This is a genomic window from Kosakonia sp. YIM B13571, assembly GCF_042788095.1.
In the GTDB taxonomy this organism is placed as follows: domain Bacteria; phylum Pseudomonadota; class Gammaproteobacteria; order Enterobacterales; family Enterobacteriaceae; genus Kosakonia; species Kosakonia quasisacchari.
Map to the genome: position 1 here is coordinate 267692 of NZ_JBHZPL010000003.1, position 16567 is coordinate 284258.

At 45.8% G+C, this 16567-nt stretch carries 20 protein-coding genes and 1 tRNA gene; 4 read left to right on the forward strand and 17 right to left on the reverse strand.

What is annotated here, in order from left to right; translation table 11 throughout:
- Nucleotides 1-19: 19 nt before the first annotated feature.
- The 15 genes from virB11 to ACFX4O_RS09700 form a co-directional block, all read right to left on the reverse strand.
- Nucleotides 20-1033 (reverse strand): P-type DNA transfer ATPase VirB11, encoded by a 1014-nt coding sequence (gene virB11 / locus ACFX4O_RS09630; RefSeq protein WP_380208368.1) that lies wholly within the window; start codon nucleotides 1031-1033, stop codon nucleotides 20-22.
- Nucleotides 1023-2213: a VirB10/TraB/TrbI family type IV secretion system protein gene (gene virB10, locus ACFX4O_RS09635; protein WP_380208370.1), complete on the reverse strand. Its 1191-nt coding sequence runs from the start codon at nucleotides 2211-2213 to the stop codon at nucleotides 1023-1025. Before virB10 ends, virB11 begins: the two co-directional genes overlap by 11 nt.
- Nucleotides 2210-3103 (reverse strand): P-type conjugative transfer protein VirB9, encoded by an 894-nt coding sequence (virB9, locus tag ACFX4O_RS09640; protein WP_380208372.1) that lies wholly within the window; start codon nucleotides 3101-3103, stop codon nucleotides 2210-2212. Before virB9 ends, virB10 begins: the two co-directional genes overlap by 4 nt.
- Complete coding sequence (locus tag ACFX4O_RS09645) at nucleotides 3100-3783, reverse strand: virB8 family protein (protein ID WP_380208374.1); 684 nt, start codon at nucleotides 3781-3783, stop codon at nucleotides 3100-3102. Before ACFX4O_RS09645 ends, virB9 begins: the two co-directional genes overlap by 4 nt.
- A gap of 217 nt (nucleotides 3784-4000) precedes the next feature.
- Entirely contained in the window at nucleotides 4001-5008 is a 1008-nt protein-coding gene (locus ACFX4O_RS09650; protein ID WP_380208376.1) for a type IV secretion system protein, read from the reverse strand.
- Between the two features lie 11 nt (nucleotides 5009-5019).
- On the reverse strand, nucleotides 5020-5244 hold the full coding sequence (locus tag ACFX4O_RS09655) for an EexN family lipoprotein (RefSeq protein ID WP_380208378.1): 225 nt from the start codon (nucleotides 5242-5244) through the stop codon (nucleotides 5020-5022).
- A 10-nt stretch (nucleotides 5245-5254) separates the two neighbouring features.
- A complete protein-coding gene (locus ACFX4O_RS09660) occupies nucleotides 5255-5971 on the reverse strand; it encodes a type IV secretion system protein (protein ID WP_380208380.1) in 717 nt (238 codons plus the stop codon).
- A 23-nt stretch (nucleotides 5972-5994) separates the two neighbouring features.
- A complete protein-coding gene (locus tag ACFX4O_RS09665; protein WP_380208382.1) occupies nucleotides 5995-8742 on the reverse strand; it encodes a VirB3 family type IV secretion system protein in 2748 nt (915 codons plus the stop codon).
- Nucleotides 8743-8751: 9 nt separating this feature from the next.
- A complete protein-coding gene (locus ACFX4O_RS09670; protein WP_380208384.1) occupies nucleotides 8752-9027 on the reverse strand; it encodes a TrbC/VirB2 family protein in 276 nt (91 codons plus the stop codon).
- A 1-nt stretch (nucleotide 9028) separates the two neighbouring features.
- Entirely contained in the window at nucleotides 9029-9694 is a 666-nt protein-coding gene (locus ACFX4O_RS09675; RefSeq protein WP_380208855.1) for a lytic transglycosylase domain-containing protein, read from the reverse strand.
- Nucleotides 9695-10115: 421 nt separating this feature from the next.
- On the reverse strand, nucleotides 10116-10325 hold the full coding sequence (locus ACFX4O_RS09680) for a TraR/DksA family transcriptional regulator (RefSeq protein WP_380208386.1): 210 nt from the start codon (nucleotides 10323-10325) through the stop codon (nucleotides 10116-10118).
- Nucleotides 10318-10899 carry a DUF2857 domain-containing protein gene (locus ACFX4O_RS09685; protein WP_380208388.1) on the reverse strand — a complete coding sequence of 194 codons (582 nt, stop codon included), beginning with the start codon at nucleotides 10897-10899 and terminating at the stop codon, nucleotides 10318-10320. Before ACFX4O_RS09685 ends, ACFX4O_RS09680 begins: the two co-directional genes overlap by 8 nt.
- Before the next feature lie 16 nt (nucleotides 10900-10915).
- Nucleotides 10916-11110: an AlpA family transcriptional regulator gene (locus tag ACFX4O_RS09690; RefSeq protein ID WP_380208390.1), complete on the reverse strand. Its 195-nt coding sequence runs from the start codon at nucleotides 11108-11110 to the stop codon at nucleotides 10916-10918.
- Between the two features lie 119 nt (nucleotides 11111-11229).
- Nucleotides 11230-12159, reverse strand: coding sequence for a hypothetical protein (locus ACFX4O_RS09695; protein WP_380208392.1), 930 nt, complete (start codon nucleotides 12157-12159; stop codon nucleotides 11230-11232).
- Nucleotides 12160-12460: 301 nt separating this feature from the next.
- Nucleotides 12461-12748 (reverse strand): helix-turn-helix domain-containing protein, encoded by a 288-nt coding sequence (locus ACFX4O_RS09700; protein ID WP_380208394.1) that lies wholly within the window; start codon nucleotides 12746-12748, stop codon nucleotides 12461-12463.
- Nucleotides 12749-12958: 210 nt separating this feature from the next.
- On the opposite strand from ACFX4O_RS09700, the gene ACFX4O_RS09705 reads away from it, so the two are divergent.
- From ACFX4O_RS09705 to ACFX4O_RS09715, 3 genes are all read left to right on the forward strand, one after another.
- Nucleotides 12959-13210, forward strand: a complete 252-nt coding sequence (locus tag ACFX4O_RS09705) for a helix-turn-helix domain-containing protein (RefSeq protein ID WP_380208396.1) — start codon at nucleotides 12959-12961, stop codon at nucleotides 13208-13210.
- A 207-nt stretch (nucleotides 13211-13417) separates the two neighbouring features.
- Nucleotides 13418-13705: a helix-turn-helix domain-containing protein gene (locus ACFX4O_RS09710; protein ID WP_380208398.1), complete on the forward strand. Its 288-nt coding sequence runs from the start codon at nucleotides 13418-13420 to the stop codon at nucleotides 13703-13705.
- 443 nt (nucleotides 13706-14148) lie between these two features.
- Nucleotides 14149-14481 (forward strand): YegP family protein, encoded by a 333-nt coding sequence (locus tag ACFX4O_RS09715; RefSeq protein WP_380208400.1) that lies wholly within the window; start codon nucleotides 14149-14151, stop codon nucleotides 14479-14481.
- A gap of 408 nt (nucleotides 14482-14889) precedes the next feature.
- On the opposite strand, the gene ACFX4O_RS09720 is transcribed toward ACFX4O_RS09715, so the two are convergent.
- Together ACFX4O_RS09720 and ACFX4O_RS09725 are read right to left on the reverse strand one after the other, a co-directional pair.
- Complete coding sequence (locus tag ACFX4O_RS09720; protein WP_380208401.1) at nucleotides 14890-16149, reverse strand: tyrosine-type recombinase/integrase; 1260 nt, start codon at nucleotides 16147-16149, stop codon at nucleotides 14890-14892.
- Nucleotides 16150-16310: 161 nt separating this feature from the next.
- Nucleotides 16311-16386, reverse strand: a tRNA-Asn gene (locus tag ACFX4O_RS09725).
- 6 nt (nucleotides 16387-16392) lie between these two features.
- On the opposite strand from ACFX4O_RS09725, the gene ACFX4O_RS09730 reads away from it, so the two are divergent.
- A complete protein-coding gene (locus ACFX4O_RS09730) occupies nucleotides 16393-16551 on the forward strand; it encodes a DUF5951 family protein (protein WP_380208403.1) in 159 nt (52 codons plus the stop codon).
- The last annotated feature ends 16 nt before the right edge of the window (nucleotides 16552-16567 follow it).

Sequence of the window (16567 nt, forward strand, 5' to 3'; positions counted from 1 at the left end):
CCTTTATCAATAAAACAATTCAGAATTCTTCTTTCATCTTTTCTAAATGGAGTGGTTTGAAGTAAATATCGCTTATTCGACGAGTGTCTCCGTGAATATCCAGACTGATAATGATATCTACGTTTTTGAGCACCTTGCGTAACAGCACGGCAAATGGGATGTTTTTACAATCAGGGTTCTCGTAGCAGCGGTCGATAATCCCTGTGATACATTCTTCAGGGCTACCCGCGTGCATTGAGGTTATAAGCCCTTTGTGACCTGAACCTATGATCTTGAGTGCATCCCAGGCTTCACCCCCGCGAATTTCCGCCAGCAGAATACGATCAGGATTCATTCGGTAATTTGCGCGAATAAGTTTACTGGGAGTAACAATGGCATCGCCCCCAGCATCGGCGGGATAAAACAAATGTACGTAGTTGGTATGACAGTAAAAACGGATCTCCGGGTTGTCTTCAATGGTCGTCACCCTGAGGTGCTGCGGAATATAATGCAGTAACGTTTTCATATAGGTGGTTTTGCCGGAACCCGTTTCACCAACGATAAAGATTGTCTTGCCGTACTCTACGGCTTTTTCAAGGAAGTGAGGGATGTCTCTATTGCAGTAATACCGGGTTAATTCTGCATCATTGCTTTCCGAATACTCGTTACCGGTGAACCGCTTATAAAAACCAGCATCGATCCAGGACTGATGCGTTTTCTGCTCGAATGACGGTTTTCGCAGCGTGATGGATATGGTGTTGCGCTCGCATGCCGGAGGAAGGATTGTCTGGAGGCGTTCACCTGACTCTAATGTTGCCGAAAGAATAGGGGACGTATCATCAACGTTATCCTCATTCCAGGAAGCCAGCGCTTTCGCAAACGCATGGCATTGGCGCAGTGTCACCGGCGAATCGTGCATTTGCCATTGTCCCTGTATCTTTGTGTGGATTTCGCCGGGTCGGTTAATGGCAATTTCGGTCAGATTATCCAATGCCAGGAAATCACCGAATAACTGATTTTTCATGAAATCGAGAGACAGATTTTCAGCGCTCATACCACCTCTTTTTCAGTCGCAGTTGCCATACCGAAGAGAAATCGATATCCGAACCGGTCATGATGCCAATGACGTCGCCCTGGTTGAGATACATGGTGGGTGGAATATTGATACTGTTTTCCAGAGTAGTTCTCGCCATCTCCGATGCTGCTGCCCGTGAATTCTCGGTATAATCGATATTGCGATCTTTTCCGGGGGACGAATTTGTTACTCCCGCAGCTACATCCTGAATGGTACTCAGCATCAAAGCATTGCCGAACCGTTCCCAGAAATGGGTATCAACCCAGCCCGCAACCCCAGCCTCGCCCAGTGGGCCGCTGGCCTCTGTATCGATTAGCGGGATTTGTAGGCTATCAGGTTCAGGTGTTCGTAATTCCGTCCACAGTACGAGCATACGACTGCGACCATGTTGCAGCGCCCCGGTTTGGTAAATCCCCCTGGCTATTGTTCCCTGCGGAACCAATTTCACATTTCCGCTGGCGCTGTAGACATCTTCGCTGATGAGGCAGGATATTCGTCCGCCAACATCAGAAACGAATCGCTGCATCATTGAACAAGGAATATAACGATCCACTGGAAGATAGAGATCCGGATTGAGACCGAGTCGCTGGACGCTGGTGATTTTCGCAACGCCATCGTTTTCCTTTTGGGCTATATCTCCAGAAGCAGAGGCTTGTACTTCTGTACCTTGTTCATCATGCGCCGGTTGTGCGTTGTTTCTCTGGGGTACAGCTGATGCACCGTTTAGCCCATCAGCGAGTGCTGCTGCTTTGTTTAAGGTTGAGGGGGGAGGTGATGGTGAAGGAATCTGAGTATTGTCCGTGACTGCATCCGGTTCAGCCAACCCAAATGGGTTATGATCCATACCGAGGTTTTTACGCTCATGCATAAGATTGCCTGTTGACGAGTTTGGCAATGTTCCTGCCGCTTCACCATCACTTTGTTTTAATGCTCCAAAAAGGTGATCGCCACTTAGTGCCAGCACAATTAATCCCGCAAAACTCAACAAAGTGACCAGTATTGTCCGGCGATTAGAGGGTTTCCTGAATCGGGTCACTTCAGGCTGACCAATATGCGAGTTCTGCTCGGGCTGCGGTGTTGCCACCGTTGACCGTGCTCGTTCCCGGGCTTCTGTCTCAAGTTCAGCCATGGATTTTTCCTGACTGGAATTGTCAGTCATTTGGCCTCCAGCGTGATGTCTGGAGAAATCGTGTCACCATTGGTGATTATGGTTTTGCCAAATGCGGTGTTATCAATACCGACCACCGCGTTGCCGTAGCGCAACACCAAATGTGGTGACGTGGCGCGTACCGCCATCACGCTGTAATCTCCTTGTCTGGTGATTCGGGGAGTAACTGTCTGTTCCTCTTTGTTAATGACATAAAAAATAGATGGAAGGCGCTTGAGAGGTGAAAAACCGAAGAAGATAAAACGGCCATCATCGTAAGTAAAATCAGGTGCAATGAAGGCCGAGCCGGTTGAGACCCGTTTGGTATAACGCCAGTTACGTGGCGCAGTAGTTTGTTGGAATCGTGCAGCTATCTGCTGTTTCTGTTGGGCTTGATGCAGTAACTTTTGGCGAGCTGCGCGGGCGTCTTCTGATTCGTGCCTGACATCATCTGGGTAGAGGTAACGGATAACAAACGCTTGAGATGGCGAATCGTTATCCAGTACGTTCAGTTCCAGACTGTAATCATGTTTTGATGTCACCACAAAAAGGTTCGTCTTCCAGTCCCTGGCTGTTGGCAGAAATACTTTATTAGTGTTGTTACCGCTGCTGTCCGTCACCGGTTGGGTTATTGGATTTGGGCTGATACCAACCCGGTTATTGCTTTTTGTGACAGTCCAGCCTTTTGGAAAGCCTGCTTGCGCGTCGATAACCTCTTCGCTGCCGCCAAACAGCAGTGTGGTGATATAGCCGGGGCGGGTATTAACAACGGCGGTGTTTTGGCTTTGGTAAACGACGGTCTGCATCCGGCTATCATTGGTGCTGCCATGAGGAACTGTTGCTCCCCAGACAGTGCAGGATGCCATGAGAATGCAGAGGGAAAGTATTCGTTTGAGCATCATTCACTCCTTAGCTCTTTATCGCGTTGGTAACTGGTCACGATGAAACCCAGTGGGTTTATTTCACGCTGGCTATCCGTCAGCTGTTTGCGGGGCAGATAACGATAAGTGAGGCGGATATTCCAGAAGTCCGTTTTGACGGAGTTGTCAGCAATGCGGCGGATAGTACGTTTGATACGCAGAGTTGCCAGATGATCAGGGGCGGTTGCGGTGGCATGAACATTGGAAATAATGTCGATATACACGACATATTCCGCTTGATTGAAAACGGTGTCGGGAGCCAGGTCGCCGTTAAACCAATCGAGATACTCTTTATTGACGTTGTCGCTGTTAAATAACTGAAGATCGTCGTAATCTCGCTGGAGGGCGAAATAGTTATAACCCTCACGTAACGTGACGTAATGTGCGGCAAGCGCATGCGCCAAACTTTCCTCGCTGGCGATATCTCTCTCTTTAATGCGCGTCATGTATTCATAGCGCCCGGTTTGCTTATCCACAGACCAGAGTTCGATTTCTGTTGTTTTCAGCGGTAAGAGGATAATTAGCGCGACAACCGCCATCGCGGCCAAAATAAATCCAACTGCTGCCATTAACCACGCACCCTTTCTTGCACGCTCATCTTTTTCCAGAATGACGGATTCAAAGGTTTGCGATGAGGCAATAAGTTTTTCAGTTTCAGACATGTGGAGTCAGCTCCTGAATTATTGCGGGAGTATTAACCGGTTCGGGATCACCTGAAACAGATGGAAGGTTGTGTTGGCGCTGTATGCAGCCCGCAAGGGCGCACACAATCAGAACGATAATGCTGATTTTCATGGAAAGGCCTTCAAGGTGTGGAATAGGGAATATTGCAGTGATCAGCGATATGGCACTATAAGGAGAGGGAGCGCCCGTGGCGGATCAGCGGAGATGCTGGTGGTTGGCGCGCTTCATACCTTCGATAGCAGCGGCACGTTTTTGCCATGCTGATGTCATGTGGTTAGTTGATTCGGCATTTCTTCTCGTTGCTGATTGGCTTTCCTGCCTTTCGGTTTTGACGATGTCCTTGGCGGGAGGATAGGTTTTTTTGACCAGCCCTTTCATGCCGCTTAAAGCCGCGCTTTGTAGTGCAACCTGAACGGATGCAGCGCCTAATTCGCTGGCAACCTTTGCGGAGAACCAGATGATGACACCCGAAACGACTCCGGCAACACAGCATTGGACGCCTAGCGTGATGATATTGGCGCTATCAGCGAAATTTACCGCTTTATCTAATATGCCATTGAGGTAATTAATGACGATCCTTATCGATAAAGCTGAAAACATAATCGTCAGGATCACCGTAAAGATGACTTTCAGCCAGTTGTTAAACATCGGTGTCAGGAAACCATACAGCAGGCAGAAGATGAATAGCGGTGCCGTAGTGGTCATTAATACCATGATAATTTCCGCCAACAGATTTACCGCTGAACCAAATAACAGGGTGACTATGGCACCAATCCAGACCAGGATCTCAGCAAAACCTCCGTTGAGTTTGACGTATGTGGAATCATCTTGTTGATAGAGTTTTTGTCCAATGGTTTGGGCTTTCGCCCAGACCGTGTCCAGTAACACCCAGACATTGTCATCGCCACTGACACCTTCCTTTAAACCATTGATAGCTGAAATGGTTAAATCCAGCCAGCCATCAAGGTTTAAAACGAACGTCATGATCAACAACAGTCGCCCAACGTCCCACATAACATCTTCTAAGGGAGTGCGAAGTTTTCCGGCCAGAGTTTGATAACCGCGATACATCACAAAAAGAGAGAAGGAACTGACGGCGATTGTGCTTATCATGCTGCCGTATACGGAAGTTTGCTCGTATAACAGGCTCTGTAAACCGTCAGTGATAGTACTGTTCATTCCAACAAACATACCATCCGACATGGAGCGCCCCTTTAATTTAAATCGGGAATTTTGGCATTTCCCTGGCGCTGCTCGAATCGTGCTTGTCGTGCATTTTTGCAGTCCTGGTTATCATCACCTGATGACTCGCACGATATATAGTGCTGGTTCATTTCTTGCGGATGTTCTTTGTACCATTGTATTGATTTCGGGTTATCGCACCCCGTCAGCAATAATATGCCCAGCATGACCGAAAAAGTGAAATGTGAGATTTTCATAACGATCCTTTCAATTATTAAAGTTAGATACCGGTGCGGTGAGTTGCTGCTTATTGAAGGCTTTTTGTCTCTGCTGAGCCAGCATCGTGGTACGTTGTTCCGCCTGTTTGGTTGACATCTCCCACTGGTTTGTCAGTGCATTTAATTGAATGCTTTTTGCCGCAACTGCGTTGGTAAGATCTTGGGATTCTTTCGTGTCTCTTGCGCTGGCAATACGGTCGGATAGGCTGGCTATGTCGTCGAGTGTACTATTGATTTTATCTTGCACATCGTTGGTATTTTCAATTGATATCGCCTGGTTAAGTACAATTTGCTTACAGCTTTCTAAATATCGGGGTGAGGAGTTCGAAGGGTTACAAATATCGAACGACTTATATTTATCGTATAAATTATTTAGCTCGGAAGAATAACTTTCATTAGTATTTGTTAACAGGTTATCCAGTGAAATACCGCTCTTGCGAAGGTTCTCAATATCAGTTTTTAAACTTTTTGCATCGTGGAGAAATGTCTGAATATCTCGTACGCCTGTTGCAGTCGCTAATTGCTGCTTATAAGCATTGAGCTCACTTTTGTAGTGAGTGACAGTTTCTTTCCACTGCTGGAGTTCTTGTGTCCATTGTTTAATAGATTCGGTGTTACCCACTGCATCGAAGACCGGGATCCCGGCCCCTATTGCCTGTGCAGAAAGGCATAGTGATAGCGCCAGAATGATGTTGCTGGTGTGCATAGTTGTTACCTCGACAGTGTTTACTAGATGGATTTTTGCAGAAAGGTCTCTTTCCATTCATCAGGCTGCATACCGTCCTGATAAATGGCATCGAAAATTTTCAGGTTATCCTCACTGCCGCTCAGGATTTTGGTCAGTTTCCCGAGGCCTGATAAATCCATTTTGGCCATAGCGATGAAATGGCGTGTTTCACCACTGCGTAGTGGTGTTTTAACTATAACCATGTATCGCTCTGCTGGATCCAGACTTCTTACTACCTGATAAACGTTCTCCGGGATCTTCATTTTCTCGACATAATCCGCACGGCTCGCTTTCGGATTCGCGAGGAAAATTTGCGTGCTGCACTGCTCAATGATTGCTGGAGCAATGGGGTGTCTGACGATCTCATCGGGAGATTGTGTGGCGGGGATAAATATGCCGTTGAGTTTACGGATCACCTTCAGCATATTGAGTGAGAATTTGGAAAACTCGATGTCGGCCAGCCATTTCCAGAACTCATCCATAAACATTACCAGTCGGCGACCATCTAATAGGCTGGTGACACGGTATAACAAATAAAACGTAATAGGGCCGCGAATGTCTTCATCATCAAGAAACTCCGTGCCATCAATGCCGAAGTTATCGATATCACCAATATTAAATGTGTCCTCTTCGTTATCGAAAACCCAACCGAATTCTCCACCCTGAGCCCACTGTTTTAACCGAATGCGTAACCCGTTGGTTCGGGCTTCTTTGGTTGGGGGCTCAGGCAAGACTTCCAATAAGCGAGTGATACCATAGCGCCGGTATTCCGCAGGGTAATCCAACATGATGGTATCGACCGCCGTACTGATACGTTCCTCATCCCTGGGATCAAGCGGTTTGCCATTACGGCGACATAACATCCGTATCAGCCGTTTTACAAAGCCGATGTTCCGCTTGGTTGGCGCAAGTGAAAACGGATTGAACCCCGTGGGAACGCCTGTTCTAATGCGAAAGTAGCGCCCGCTCATTTGACGAATCACCATCTCTGCCGCCCGGTCTTTATCAAAGTAAACAGTCGTCAGCCGCTTAACAGTAGCCGCAGCGGAGAATGTCTGCGGGTTACGGTATTTCTGCATTAGCTGAGCCATTATCGCCATCAGCATCGTCTTTCCCGAGCCCGTTTTACCGATAATCGCCGTATTGCCCGGCGTTTTTTCGTTGAAGTCATCCCGTCCGACCTGGCTGTCATGCAGATTCAGATAATAAGCACCACCGCTGGAAGATTTCATAATGGCAATTGCCTCACCCCAAGGATTGTGGTTGCGTTTATGTGGATGAAAATTATGCAGGCTTGCCAGTTCGGCATAGTTCTGGCTACTAACCACGACTAAGCGAGGACGTAAGGTATACACGCCCGGGAGTTGGGCCAGATAAGCGGCGGGAAGGGATAATGTGGATAGTGATGTCATGATCCCGAGATCACTAAAAGGTTGGGCCAGCGTATTGGTCTCTTTTACTACCTGTTCTGCATCGTCTGAGGATATCAGTAGGGAAAAATGGTATTTGCCACATGAGACATGCCCGGACTGGAGCAAGTCGCGCAGTACAATCAGTTCTTCTCGTTGCGATATGGCATCATCAGCAGTCGAGTTCAGCCGTTTCTCTGCCAGCCGGATATAATTTTGTGCTTCATCACGTGCCATGCAGGTGAAAGACTGCGTCAGTACGTACTCGCTTTCAGCAAACAATAGTGCATCCAGCAAACCGGTATAGGTTTCCGGCGAGTAATCTTTAATTTCAAGACTGCGAAAGAAGCGGGAACCGGAGACGGTCTGGCATTCGGCGGTGTCCGTCGTAAAAAAGATATCTAGTGTGCTGAGCGTGCTATAGAACGGTGCGCGAGTCACCGCCACTTTTTGCCATTTGCCAGTTATCAGCCGGTGGTAGAACGCCAACTGTGAAGAGTAAACACGCCCTTTGTCCTCATATGTCCCAAGAGGTGTTGCCATGTAACGTGACAAGGCAGAGCTTAGCGCTTCATGCTGCTCCAACATCATCTTAAGTGCGCCATCAAGTGCCGCTCGCTGCTTCCATGCTGGTTGTCTTTTCATGGTTTTTTTCTCCAGTATGGAGAACGGTGCATAGCAGACGGTGAAAAAAAGCCGGTGCCGCCAGAGTGGCTTATCTCTCAGAGTTTGGTAATAGCGCCCAGCAATTTCATCTGCAAAAGGGATGCCTGAATTTGCATCGAATGTATCTTGGTGTTTCTCTCGGATGCGGTGAATGTAAAATGTGACTGGCTGTCCTTCATAGGCGCGGATAAGGTTATTGAGATGGGAGACCAGCAAAGTGAGGTGATGCTCATCCTCACATTCGAAAACAGTTCCGCCCAATTCCCAGGTAGCAACGAGATCGCCATGGCGGTTTCTGATGATGTGGGGGTGAATATGCGAGGAGTAGGGAATATATCTATCCAGCGTGATGCGTTCGTTTAATTTCATCTTGTCGATAAACTCCGAAACATCAATGGCGTCATAATGACTTGCCAGAATGGTATTTGTGCCGAAATGCTTATTGGTGGGAAGCCGTCCCCGGGTTTTAAACGCCAGCCACAACAAGCCAAAATAATGAATATCCGTTCTGGCCTTTGCCTTCATTTCTATCCATGCTGGGATCAGCAGTAACGCCAGATAGTAGCTGGTATAGACAGAAAGCAGGACAATGGCTCCGCTGATGATCACGAATGGTATGAGTGGGATCCCCATGATGGCTGCGGGGCGGGTAAGAGCTTTATTCAGGGTAGTCATCAGTTTCCCCTATGCAGCCCAATAGGCACCAAAGCCTGATGCACCAGCAATCAAAATGGCTCCGATAATAACGTTGCGCATCTCATGCAGACTCTTGCCGTCATACAGCACTTTGTAACCAATCCACATTGTTGCCAGCGTGATGGTGACGCCAACCAGCCCCAGCAAACCGGTAGCGGTATTACTCAGTGTCTCGTTGGTTTTATCAAATCCACTTTCCGCTGCCAGCGTTCGGAAGGGTAGAAGAAAAAGAGTCGTCGCTGACGGATATTCGAGCTTGCGCATGTCATTTCTCCTCATTAAGAACAGGGATGGATAAATCGCCGCGCATAACAGCGTTGGGATATTTCAGGGATGGCAAAGCTTGTTGAGGGGGATCAGCAAAGACCCCACGTATGATGAAGGATGGATAGCGAATATTCAGTATGGGGCGGCTGGTAGTATAGCGTTCAATTTTTTGCCGTGTTGACGGAACGGCATAGCCAATTCGCTGGAGATAGCTGGTCTGGTTAAAAGCGGGTTCTGGCTGTTGACCTGTTTCAAAATTGCCGGAGTAGTAGCAACTGAGCGCTCTTGGTAACGTGCCGCCTCTGCGGTAACAGTCGGTAAGGATGCGTTCAAAAATGGACAGATTTATGCAGGGATCTAACAGGTCTTTGGCTGCTACGCTAAATTTCTGAAAATTGGTACTGGTAATTTGCATCAGACCGACTGAATAGCGGCGTCCTTTTGCTGCGATTTGCTTCGCAATGTTGAGAGCGGCTAAGCGGCTGGTGGGCTGATGAGAAATAATGACGGATTTACCTGGCGTTATCTCACTCTTTGGTACAATTTCAGCAATAGCGTAAGGGTTGAAACCAGATTCCACCCTCGCTACGTCGAATGTTGTGGATGGGGGAATGCTTGCGGCGCAATGCATAGCCGCAGCAAGAAAGGCTGAGGAGGAAAGCATAGTGGCCTCAGAAGAGTTATACAGAGCACTCGTATTACCATCTGGCGACACGGAGTTCTGCAAGGAATAGGTGAGGGAGATTCCGTTATGGAAGATTAAATCGATCACATCCCAATTCTGCATTCCGGTTTTAACGGGTTAGCGAGAACATTCAGCGGCAACCTGAATTGTGGTTACATGACAGCCTGGTGCGCATTATTAAAGAACGATGTCCAATCTGGGTTAAACATCACCAGCACTGCTGGCGCGGTCAGAGTGCAGCATTTGTCGAAAGACGGGAATAATAAAATCAAACAGAAAAATAAAAGAAAAAAGGTGAGATACAGTTTTGATTTAATCCTTAGTGCTACTGAAATACCCCCGCATTGTTACTAAAAAATTGTGCAGGGAATATTCTTCCCTGCACGAGCCTCACGAAATTTTAGCTTTTACGGCGTTCAAGAGCGGTCTGGCATTCGATACAAGTTGTTATTCCAGGAAGGGTCTGGCGGCGCTTCTCAGGAATGGGATTACCACACAGGCGGCAGTGCAGTAATGAGGGCTTCGTGCCGGGTTTGAATCGATTTTGTTCAATCATGTCCTCCAGACGTTGTTCATTAAATTCTTGGTCGCGATCGATCTCATCAGGCATGTGGTTCCCTCCTGTTCATGGCTGTTTTTTCGCAAAGGGTGATTCGGTTCCAGACGACGGTTAACGAAGGGCTATTTTCCTGAGCGGAAAAGGATTCAGTTATCAGCATCATCGCTTCCAGTGCAGCGGGGGATTCGATATTTTCCGGACGGGTCTTTTTCCATCGATGCCAGATCTCTGCATCGACTTCTTCGTTAGGGATAGCGGTTCTGCCGTGGGGAATCGTCACACCCAGCAAGCGGCGGCGGGTACAGACATCATTGGAAGTCAGACCAAAATAGTGGCTAAGAAATGCAATTGAACCGCCAAGTCGGATTGCCCTATTAATCTGCTGCTGACGTTTCGACTCCAAATGGGACGATGCTATAAGCTTATGTAAAACGTCGTGGCGGACGGTGAGTGTTATTAATTGTGCTGGTGCACGGCTGAGGGAAAAGAGTTCATCAAGGGAGAGTTGATTGAGAGCGTTTAGTTCGTCAAATGTGAATCCTAAGGTTTCACCGTATTGAATATTGCCTTCTTTCAGAGCGTGCAGTGTTGCGGTTAAAACAGCGTAATTCAAGGATGGGATCATAATTGCTTACCTCCCATCAACGCGTTGACCGGTTGGTTAACTTGAGATTGATCCATTCGTCAATTTCAGATTCAAGCCATGCCACGCTGGATGGGCCGATCTTGATGGAACTGGGGAAATTTCCCTCCTTCATATACAGGTAAATTTGCGAACGTTTCAGGCCAGTTTTTGCTTCAACGCGTTTGATACGTAGTAATTGATGAGATGTCATTAGTTCCTCCAGTGCAGAAAAGGGGATGCCCGGCACCGCCAAAAAAACACACTGGAGGATGAAGTTAAAGTCAGTAAACCCTTATTACGGGAACAATTACTCGTAATGCGGATAATGAACTACTTATTCTTTGTACTAATGGATGTTGGGGAGCCTCGTTCAAGCGCATTCTTTAATGTATCACCACTTAGTCTGTCGGAAATACCTGCATCAATAGCCCATTGTTCAAATATCGACAGCAGTTTATACGGTTGGCTAATCAATGGATTAATTATTTCGTTATTTTTACAGGCTAACCAAAACAAGCGAGATAAAGGTGTGGAAATGCGAGAGGAAGATTGCGATGAATTATTGTTTGTGCCAGATGGGTTAATAAGTTTTGCCAGCTCCGCGTGTCTAATAACAAAGCAGGCATCCTGCGGCAAATGGTACTGAGGGAAGTATTCTCTTGCATAGTATTTCTCCATGGATAGGTCATGCAACTGTTCAGTCAGGTACGAAGAAATATTCATTGGTAGCCGGGCGATTTGCAGTTTTATCCTCTCTGACCAAGTCATTTTTTCAAAGATTTGAAATAGGTTTCCACCAAAGTTGACTGTTATTCCATAATTAATCCGATTTTCACCTAGCACGGGGAGTGGGATGCCAAGTGTATGAGCCAGCAGGCGTTGAACCCAAACGTATTCGAAGCCTGTCAGTGCGGTATCCAGAATCTGTTGTGTCGGGTAAATGTACTTTCCATCCGTACTAACGATCAGCTTACGATCATTGAGGAAGCAATTTTTTTCCAGAAAACAGAATCGATTGATGAGTGATTCGTTTACAGGTTTAAGTTTTATTTTGGTGTTTGATGTCTGTATTTTTCGTAAAATCACTGGGGATTGAAAGTAGATTGAAAGATTAATGTTTCCATATAGAGCCCGCCGGTAAATATCACCTGCAGTAAATTTTATGTTTCTCAATTTATTAGCTATTTCTACGGCTTCTGTTATTGTTAGCCATTTGATTTCGTCACTCATGGTTTTTAAACGCATGTCGCTTTTCATCATGATTTACATCCTTATAAATGACAGGTTTTCAATGCGATGAAAGCTATTTTTCCGTTGTATGACTACATCGTATATGTGCAAGGATAATAAATTTTCTGGAATTGATGTTATATATAATATATCCGCAAAGGAAGCTGCTTAGTGTTTTTTATATTTCTCTGAATAGATCATTTTAATAAATGCAAAGCAGGGAGGTAATAGGCTGCGCAAATTATTTCCTTATTAGCAATAGTGGGAAAGTTAACATGCGCAGCGAAAAAGAATCATTCAGTTATTGGTGCCTTTTCTCGTTGGGAGAAATTCAGCTGTTAGCTTGATCTGATTGTTGGTTTCTGCGTCGGCGTTTGCGTGGGATTAATTGCCCTCCAGAATCAAAGTACCGGCTCGGCCAAATCTCATTGGCTGCGACGCCAATGGCGTCGGCAATGAGCTGTTCTCCTTTTGGCCATGGTCGGGTAAGTGCATTAGCGAGAGTCGATGAGCTAAGACCAGCCGCGCGTGAGACGGCTGCCAACGAGGTGTTGCGTTTATGCAGTGCCGCAATGATATCAGCAGGGTGCCAGCCCTTTCTTTCTTGGTCAGTATTCATAAAGCCTCCTTTGTAAAATTTCAAACATCCTTCTCTTAATGAATTTTAGCTTCATTTTTGAGTAAAATACAATCAATAATAAATTTAAAATTTATTAGAGAAAGAAATAATTTAAGCCAGAGCTGACGTGAATAGGGATAATCGCTGTATGTAATCAGAGCCGTAGGTAACACAGTGATTGGTAAGCGATTAAGACTGGCCCGAGTGAACATGGGATTAAAACAGATAGAGCTTGGCTGTCTTGCGGGTCTGGATGAGGAAACGGCAAGTTCACGCGTAAGCCAGTATGAGAGGGAAGTCAGTTCGCCTGATTTTGCCTTGGTGTGTCGTTTCGCTGGGGTACTGGACGTACCAGAGGCCTATTTCTATGCTGTAGACGAGGATCTTGCTACGTTGATACTTCAATACTACCGCTTCAAAAAAACCAACCCTAATTCCACATTGATAATCACTCCCCAATGACGCAGATTTGCGGCATGTTGGTGCTAAATCATTTGTGTTCTTTATCCGGATTTAACAATTAATTCATTGAATGAATTATCTCTCTATTGTTGTATCAAAAATAACAAAAATTGAATTATTTATTTATTAATCAAAGAAATACTTCATGATTTGAGTCGCTAGGAAGGTAATAATTGGCCGACTTTCATCAGGGATGAAGACCATACAATGATTGGTAAACGCTTAAGATTGGCAAGGGTCAACGCGGGATTAAAACAGGCAGAATTGGGTTGCCTGGCAGGGCTTGATGAAGAGACGTCAAGTTCGCGGGTAAGCCAGTATGAAAGAGAAGTGAGTGCGCCAGATTTTGGCTTGGTTTGTCGGTTCGCGGTTGTGCTGGATGTGCCGGAAGCCTATTTCTATGCTTTGGATGACGATCTCGCCACGTTAATCTTGCAATACCACCGCTATAAGAAAAATCATCCCAATACGACGTTGCTGATTACTCCACAATAAATCGGAAAAGCAGAACCCATGCGTCTGGATCTGACTTTGTTAGTGAAATTATTCTCGACTGTTGTTGCCGCAGTGTATACATATGCAGCGCGACATGTATTCACTATTTACATATTTTATTGCCATAACACCATTGCTTAAGGCCGCTCAGGTACTCCCTTTATGAAGGTGATAATATTTGCATTTGTGACATCATTAAATAGATGGTTTGAATATTATTTATTAGGTTAATAAATATATCAATCATTGTATGTTACTAATATTCTTTCAATTGAATAAACATTATCATTGGTGATTCGTTCTTGGTTTTATGTTATCAGTTGGTTTATGCTTGGTTAGTATTTAAGACGCTATATTTGAAATGAGCTTTTTTGTGCATATTTTCCTTGCTTTAAAGGTTAATTAAATAGTTTATATCATGGATATTATATCAAGGAGTTAACATGTCTGGTTGGTTTGAATTAAGCAGGAGTAGCGATAATCAGTACCGTTTTGTTCTCAAGGCAGGAAATGGCGAGATTATTTTAACTAGTGAACTTTATACGACAAAAAGCTCTGCAGAAAATGGCATATCATCCGTATATGCAAATAGCCCTCTGGATGAACGTTATGAAAAGAAAATCGCGTCAAATGGTAAATACTACTTCAACCTTAAAGCCGCTAACCATCAGGTTATTGGTACAAGTCAGACGTATCCCTCTCAGCAATCCCGTGATACGGGTATTGCCTCAGTAAAAAATAATGGCAACAGCAAGATAATCAAAGATAATACATAACATATCAACCTCAGAGGCAGAACTGATATGGATGATCTGCCTTTATTCTTCTTTCGTTAATTTTAATCATCCCACGCTTACTAAGTATTTTTGACATTAAATCTTCCTGTTTGCAGTGTTTTTCTTCCTGCATCTAACTGCCAGGAACCTATGTCATCCAAAGTATTTAATCCTGAATCTGCTGTGCAACACGAGTCATTGTGTTATCTATCGGATTTCCAGACCGTAGGAAATCGATATCACCCCATTTTCGTATACCGATTATTCCCGGTTGTCCTTGCAGCCCTGTGATCTACATGGATTGCTAGACTTATTCGGAATAAGCTAGTTGACCATTGTTAGATCCTGAATCGAGGCTCGTTGAACCAATGATCAGGATCTGGTCTTGCTATTTAATTAAGCTGTTACCTAGTTCCGTTGTTCCCGCGCATTAATATAGGGTGCGACGAACCTCTCCCGACATGTATCAAGATAATCCGACCACCACTGCATCATCGCTTTACGGGCATCAAGATATTCCGCTTTATGGATATACGCCGCCCGCACACTGTTCCGTTCCTGATGGCTCATCTGACGTTCAACCGCATCTTGCGACCACAATCCGGATTCCATCAGTGCACTACATGCCATTGTGCGAAAACCATGGCCGCAAACCTCGTTTTTGGTGTCATATCCCATCAGGCGCAGCGCCTTGTTGATCGTATTCTCGCACATCGGTTTAAAGGGGTTATGATCCCCGGGGAATACCAGCGTCTGATGTCCGGAAATTTCCTTAATCGTTTTCAGAATAGCAATAGCCTGGCGCGAGAGTGGCACAATATGCGGTGTGCACATTTTCGCTCCGCGCCCTGAATAGCGAACCCCCGTAATCGTTTCACGGGTGGCAGGGATCGTCCAGATTTTGTTTCTGATATCAATCTCTGACCAGCAGGCGAATCGCAACTCGCTGGAGCGGATAAACAGGTGCAGAGTTAATGACACTGCCAGTCGCGTTAATACCCTTCCTTGTTGGTAAGCATCAATACGGGTCAGAAGCTCCGGTAATCTCTCGAGCGGTAGGGCTGGATAATGACGTGTAACGGGAACTGCTGTAATGCCATTCAGGTTTGTCGCCGGATTATTTTCAATCAGTCCCAAGTGGATGGCATGCCGCATTATGTTGCACAGGTGCTGTCGTGTGCGGGACGCAACTTCCAGTAAGCCTTTTTTCTCAATACCTTTTAACAGGTCGATAAAATGCCAGGTTTTGAGTTTGCTGACGGGGAAGTGGCCTATCACCGGAAAAATATGATTATTCATGCTCGCAAGCAAACGTAATGCATGGTTTTCTGACCATGTTTTGTTGCCTTTATGCCAACTCAAGGCCACTGATTTAAAGGTTTTTTCGAGTGAATGGCTGGCTCGTTCTTCTATACGCTGATGCGCGGGGTTGATGTTCAGTGCCAGCAACTTGCGGATGCCATCGCGTTGTTGTCGGGCATGTGACAGAGATACTACAGGGTAGGGCCCCAGACCAAGCCGGGATTCTTTTCCATTAATACGATATTTGAGATACCACAGACGGGAGCCGCCAGGATTGACGAGAAGATATAGACCATGGGAATCGGAGACTTTAAAAGGTTTATCAGAAGGTTTGAGGCTGCGGATTTTTGTATCGCTAAGAGACATATGGTGGTCACTCCATAATCGAACTGAAATGACCCCAAATCAGACCACCAATGTTTCCTGATGCGGAGGGAAAACTGAAAATGCATCAGGAAGAGTTTTCACGCTATCCTTTTGAATCGAAAACGAATATGGACTTGCGAGAATGCATGAGAACAAAAATATGGCTCCTCTGACTGGACTCGAACCAGTGACATACGGATTAACAGTCCGCCGTTCTACCGACTGAACTACAGAGGAATCGTTGTGGAGGCTTATCTTAGCGGCGAAAAATCTTTTGTCAAACCTCATTTCTCGCAGGGTGTTTTGACTGCTGAATCCATCGACAATTTGAGCTCGTCATCATTGTTTTCTGCGGAAATGCTTTGCAGGATCAGGGTTTCTCCCCCATCATTTGAAATGTAATTTCACCTTTCGCGGC

Coding starts and splice junctions, on each gene's coding strand:
- virB11 (WP_380208368.1), bottom strand. CDS start 1,033: ATGAGCGCTGAAAATCTGTCTCTCGATTTCATGAAAAATCAGTTATTC.
- virB10 (WP_380208370.1), bottom strand. CDS start 2,213: ATGACTGACAATTCCAGTCAGGAAAAATCCATGGCTGAACTTGAGACA.
- virB9 (WP_380208372.1), bottom strand. CDS start 3,103: ATGATGCTCAAACGAATACTTTCCCTCTGCATTCTCATGGCATCCTGC.
- ACFX4O_RS09645 (WP_380208374.1), bottom strand. CDS start 3,783: ATGTCTGAAACTGAAAAACTTATTGCCTCATCGCAAACCTTTGAATCC.
- ACFX4O_RS09650 (WP_380208376.1), bottom strand. CDS start 5,008: ATGTCGGATGGTATGTTTGTTGGAATGAACAGTACTATCACTGACGGT.
- ACFX4O_RS09655 (WP_380208378.1), bottom strand. CDS start 5,244: ATGAAAATCTCACATTTCACTTTTTCGGTCATGCTGGGCATATTATTG.
- ACFX4O_RS09660 (WP_380208380.1), bottom strand. CDS start 5,971: ATGCACACCAGCAACATCATTCTGGCGCTATCACTATGCCTTTCTGCA.
- ACFX4O_RS09665 (WP_380208382.1), bottom strand. CDS start 8,742: ATGACTACCCTGAATAAAGCTCTTACCCGCCCCGCAGCCATCATGGGG.
- ACFX4O_RS09670 (WP_380208384.1), bottom strand. CDS start 9,027: ATGCGCAAGCTCGAATATCCGTCAGCGACGACTCTTTTTCTTCTACCC.
- ACFX4O_RS09675 (WP_380208855.1), bottom strand. CDS start 9,694: ATGCTTTCCTCCTCAGCCTTTCTTGCTGCGGCTATGCATTGCGCCGCA.
- ACFX4O_RS09680 (WP_380208386.1), bottom strand. CDS start 10,325: ATGCCTGATGAGATCGATCGCGACCAAGAATTTAATGAACAACGTCTG.
- ACFX4O_RS09685 (WP_380208388.1), bottom strand. CDS start 10,899: ATGATCCCATCCTTGAATTACGCTGTTTTAACCGCAACACTGCACGCT.
- ACFX4O_RS09690 (WP_380208390.1), bottom strand. CDS start 11,110: ATGACATCTCATCAATTACTACGTATCAAACGCGTTGAAGCAAAAACT.
- ACFX4O_RS09695 (WP_380208392.1), bottom strand. CDS start 12,159: ATGATGAAAAGCGACATGCGTTTAAAAACCATGAGTGACGAAATCAAA.
- ACFX4O_RS09700 (WP_380208394.1), bottom strand. CDS start 12,748: ATGAATACTGACCAAGAAAGAAAGGGCTGGCACCCTGCTGATATCATT.
- ACFX4O_RS09705 (WP_380208396.1), top strand. CDS start 12,959: ATGGGATTAAAACAGATAGAGCTTGGCTGTCTTGCGGGTCTGGATGAG.
- ACFX4O_RS09710 (WP_380208398.1), top strand. CDS start 13,418: ATGATTGGTAAACGCTTAAGATTGGCAAGGGTCAACGCGGGATTAAAA.
- ACFX4O_RS09715 (WP_380208400.1), top strand. CDS start 14,149: ATGTCTGGTTGGTTTGAATTAAGCAGGAGTAGCGATAATCAGTACCGT.
- ACFX4O_RS09720 (WP_380208401.1), bottom strand. CDS start 16,149: ATGTCTCTTAGCGATACAAAAATCCGCAGCCTCAAACCTTCTGATAAA.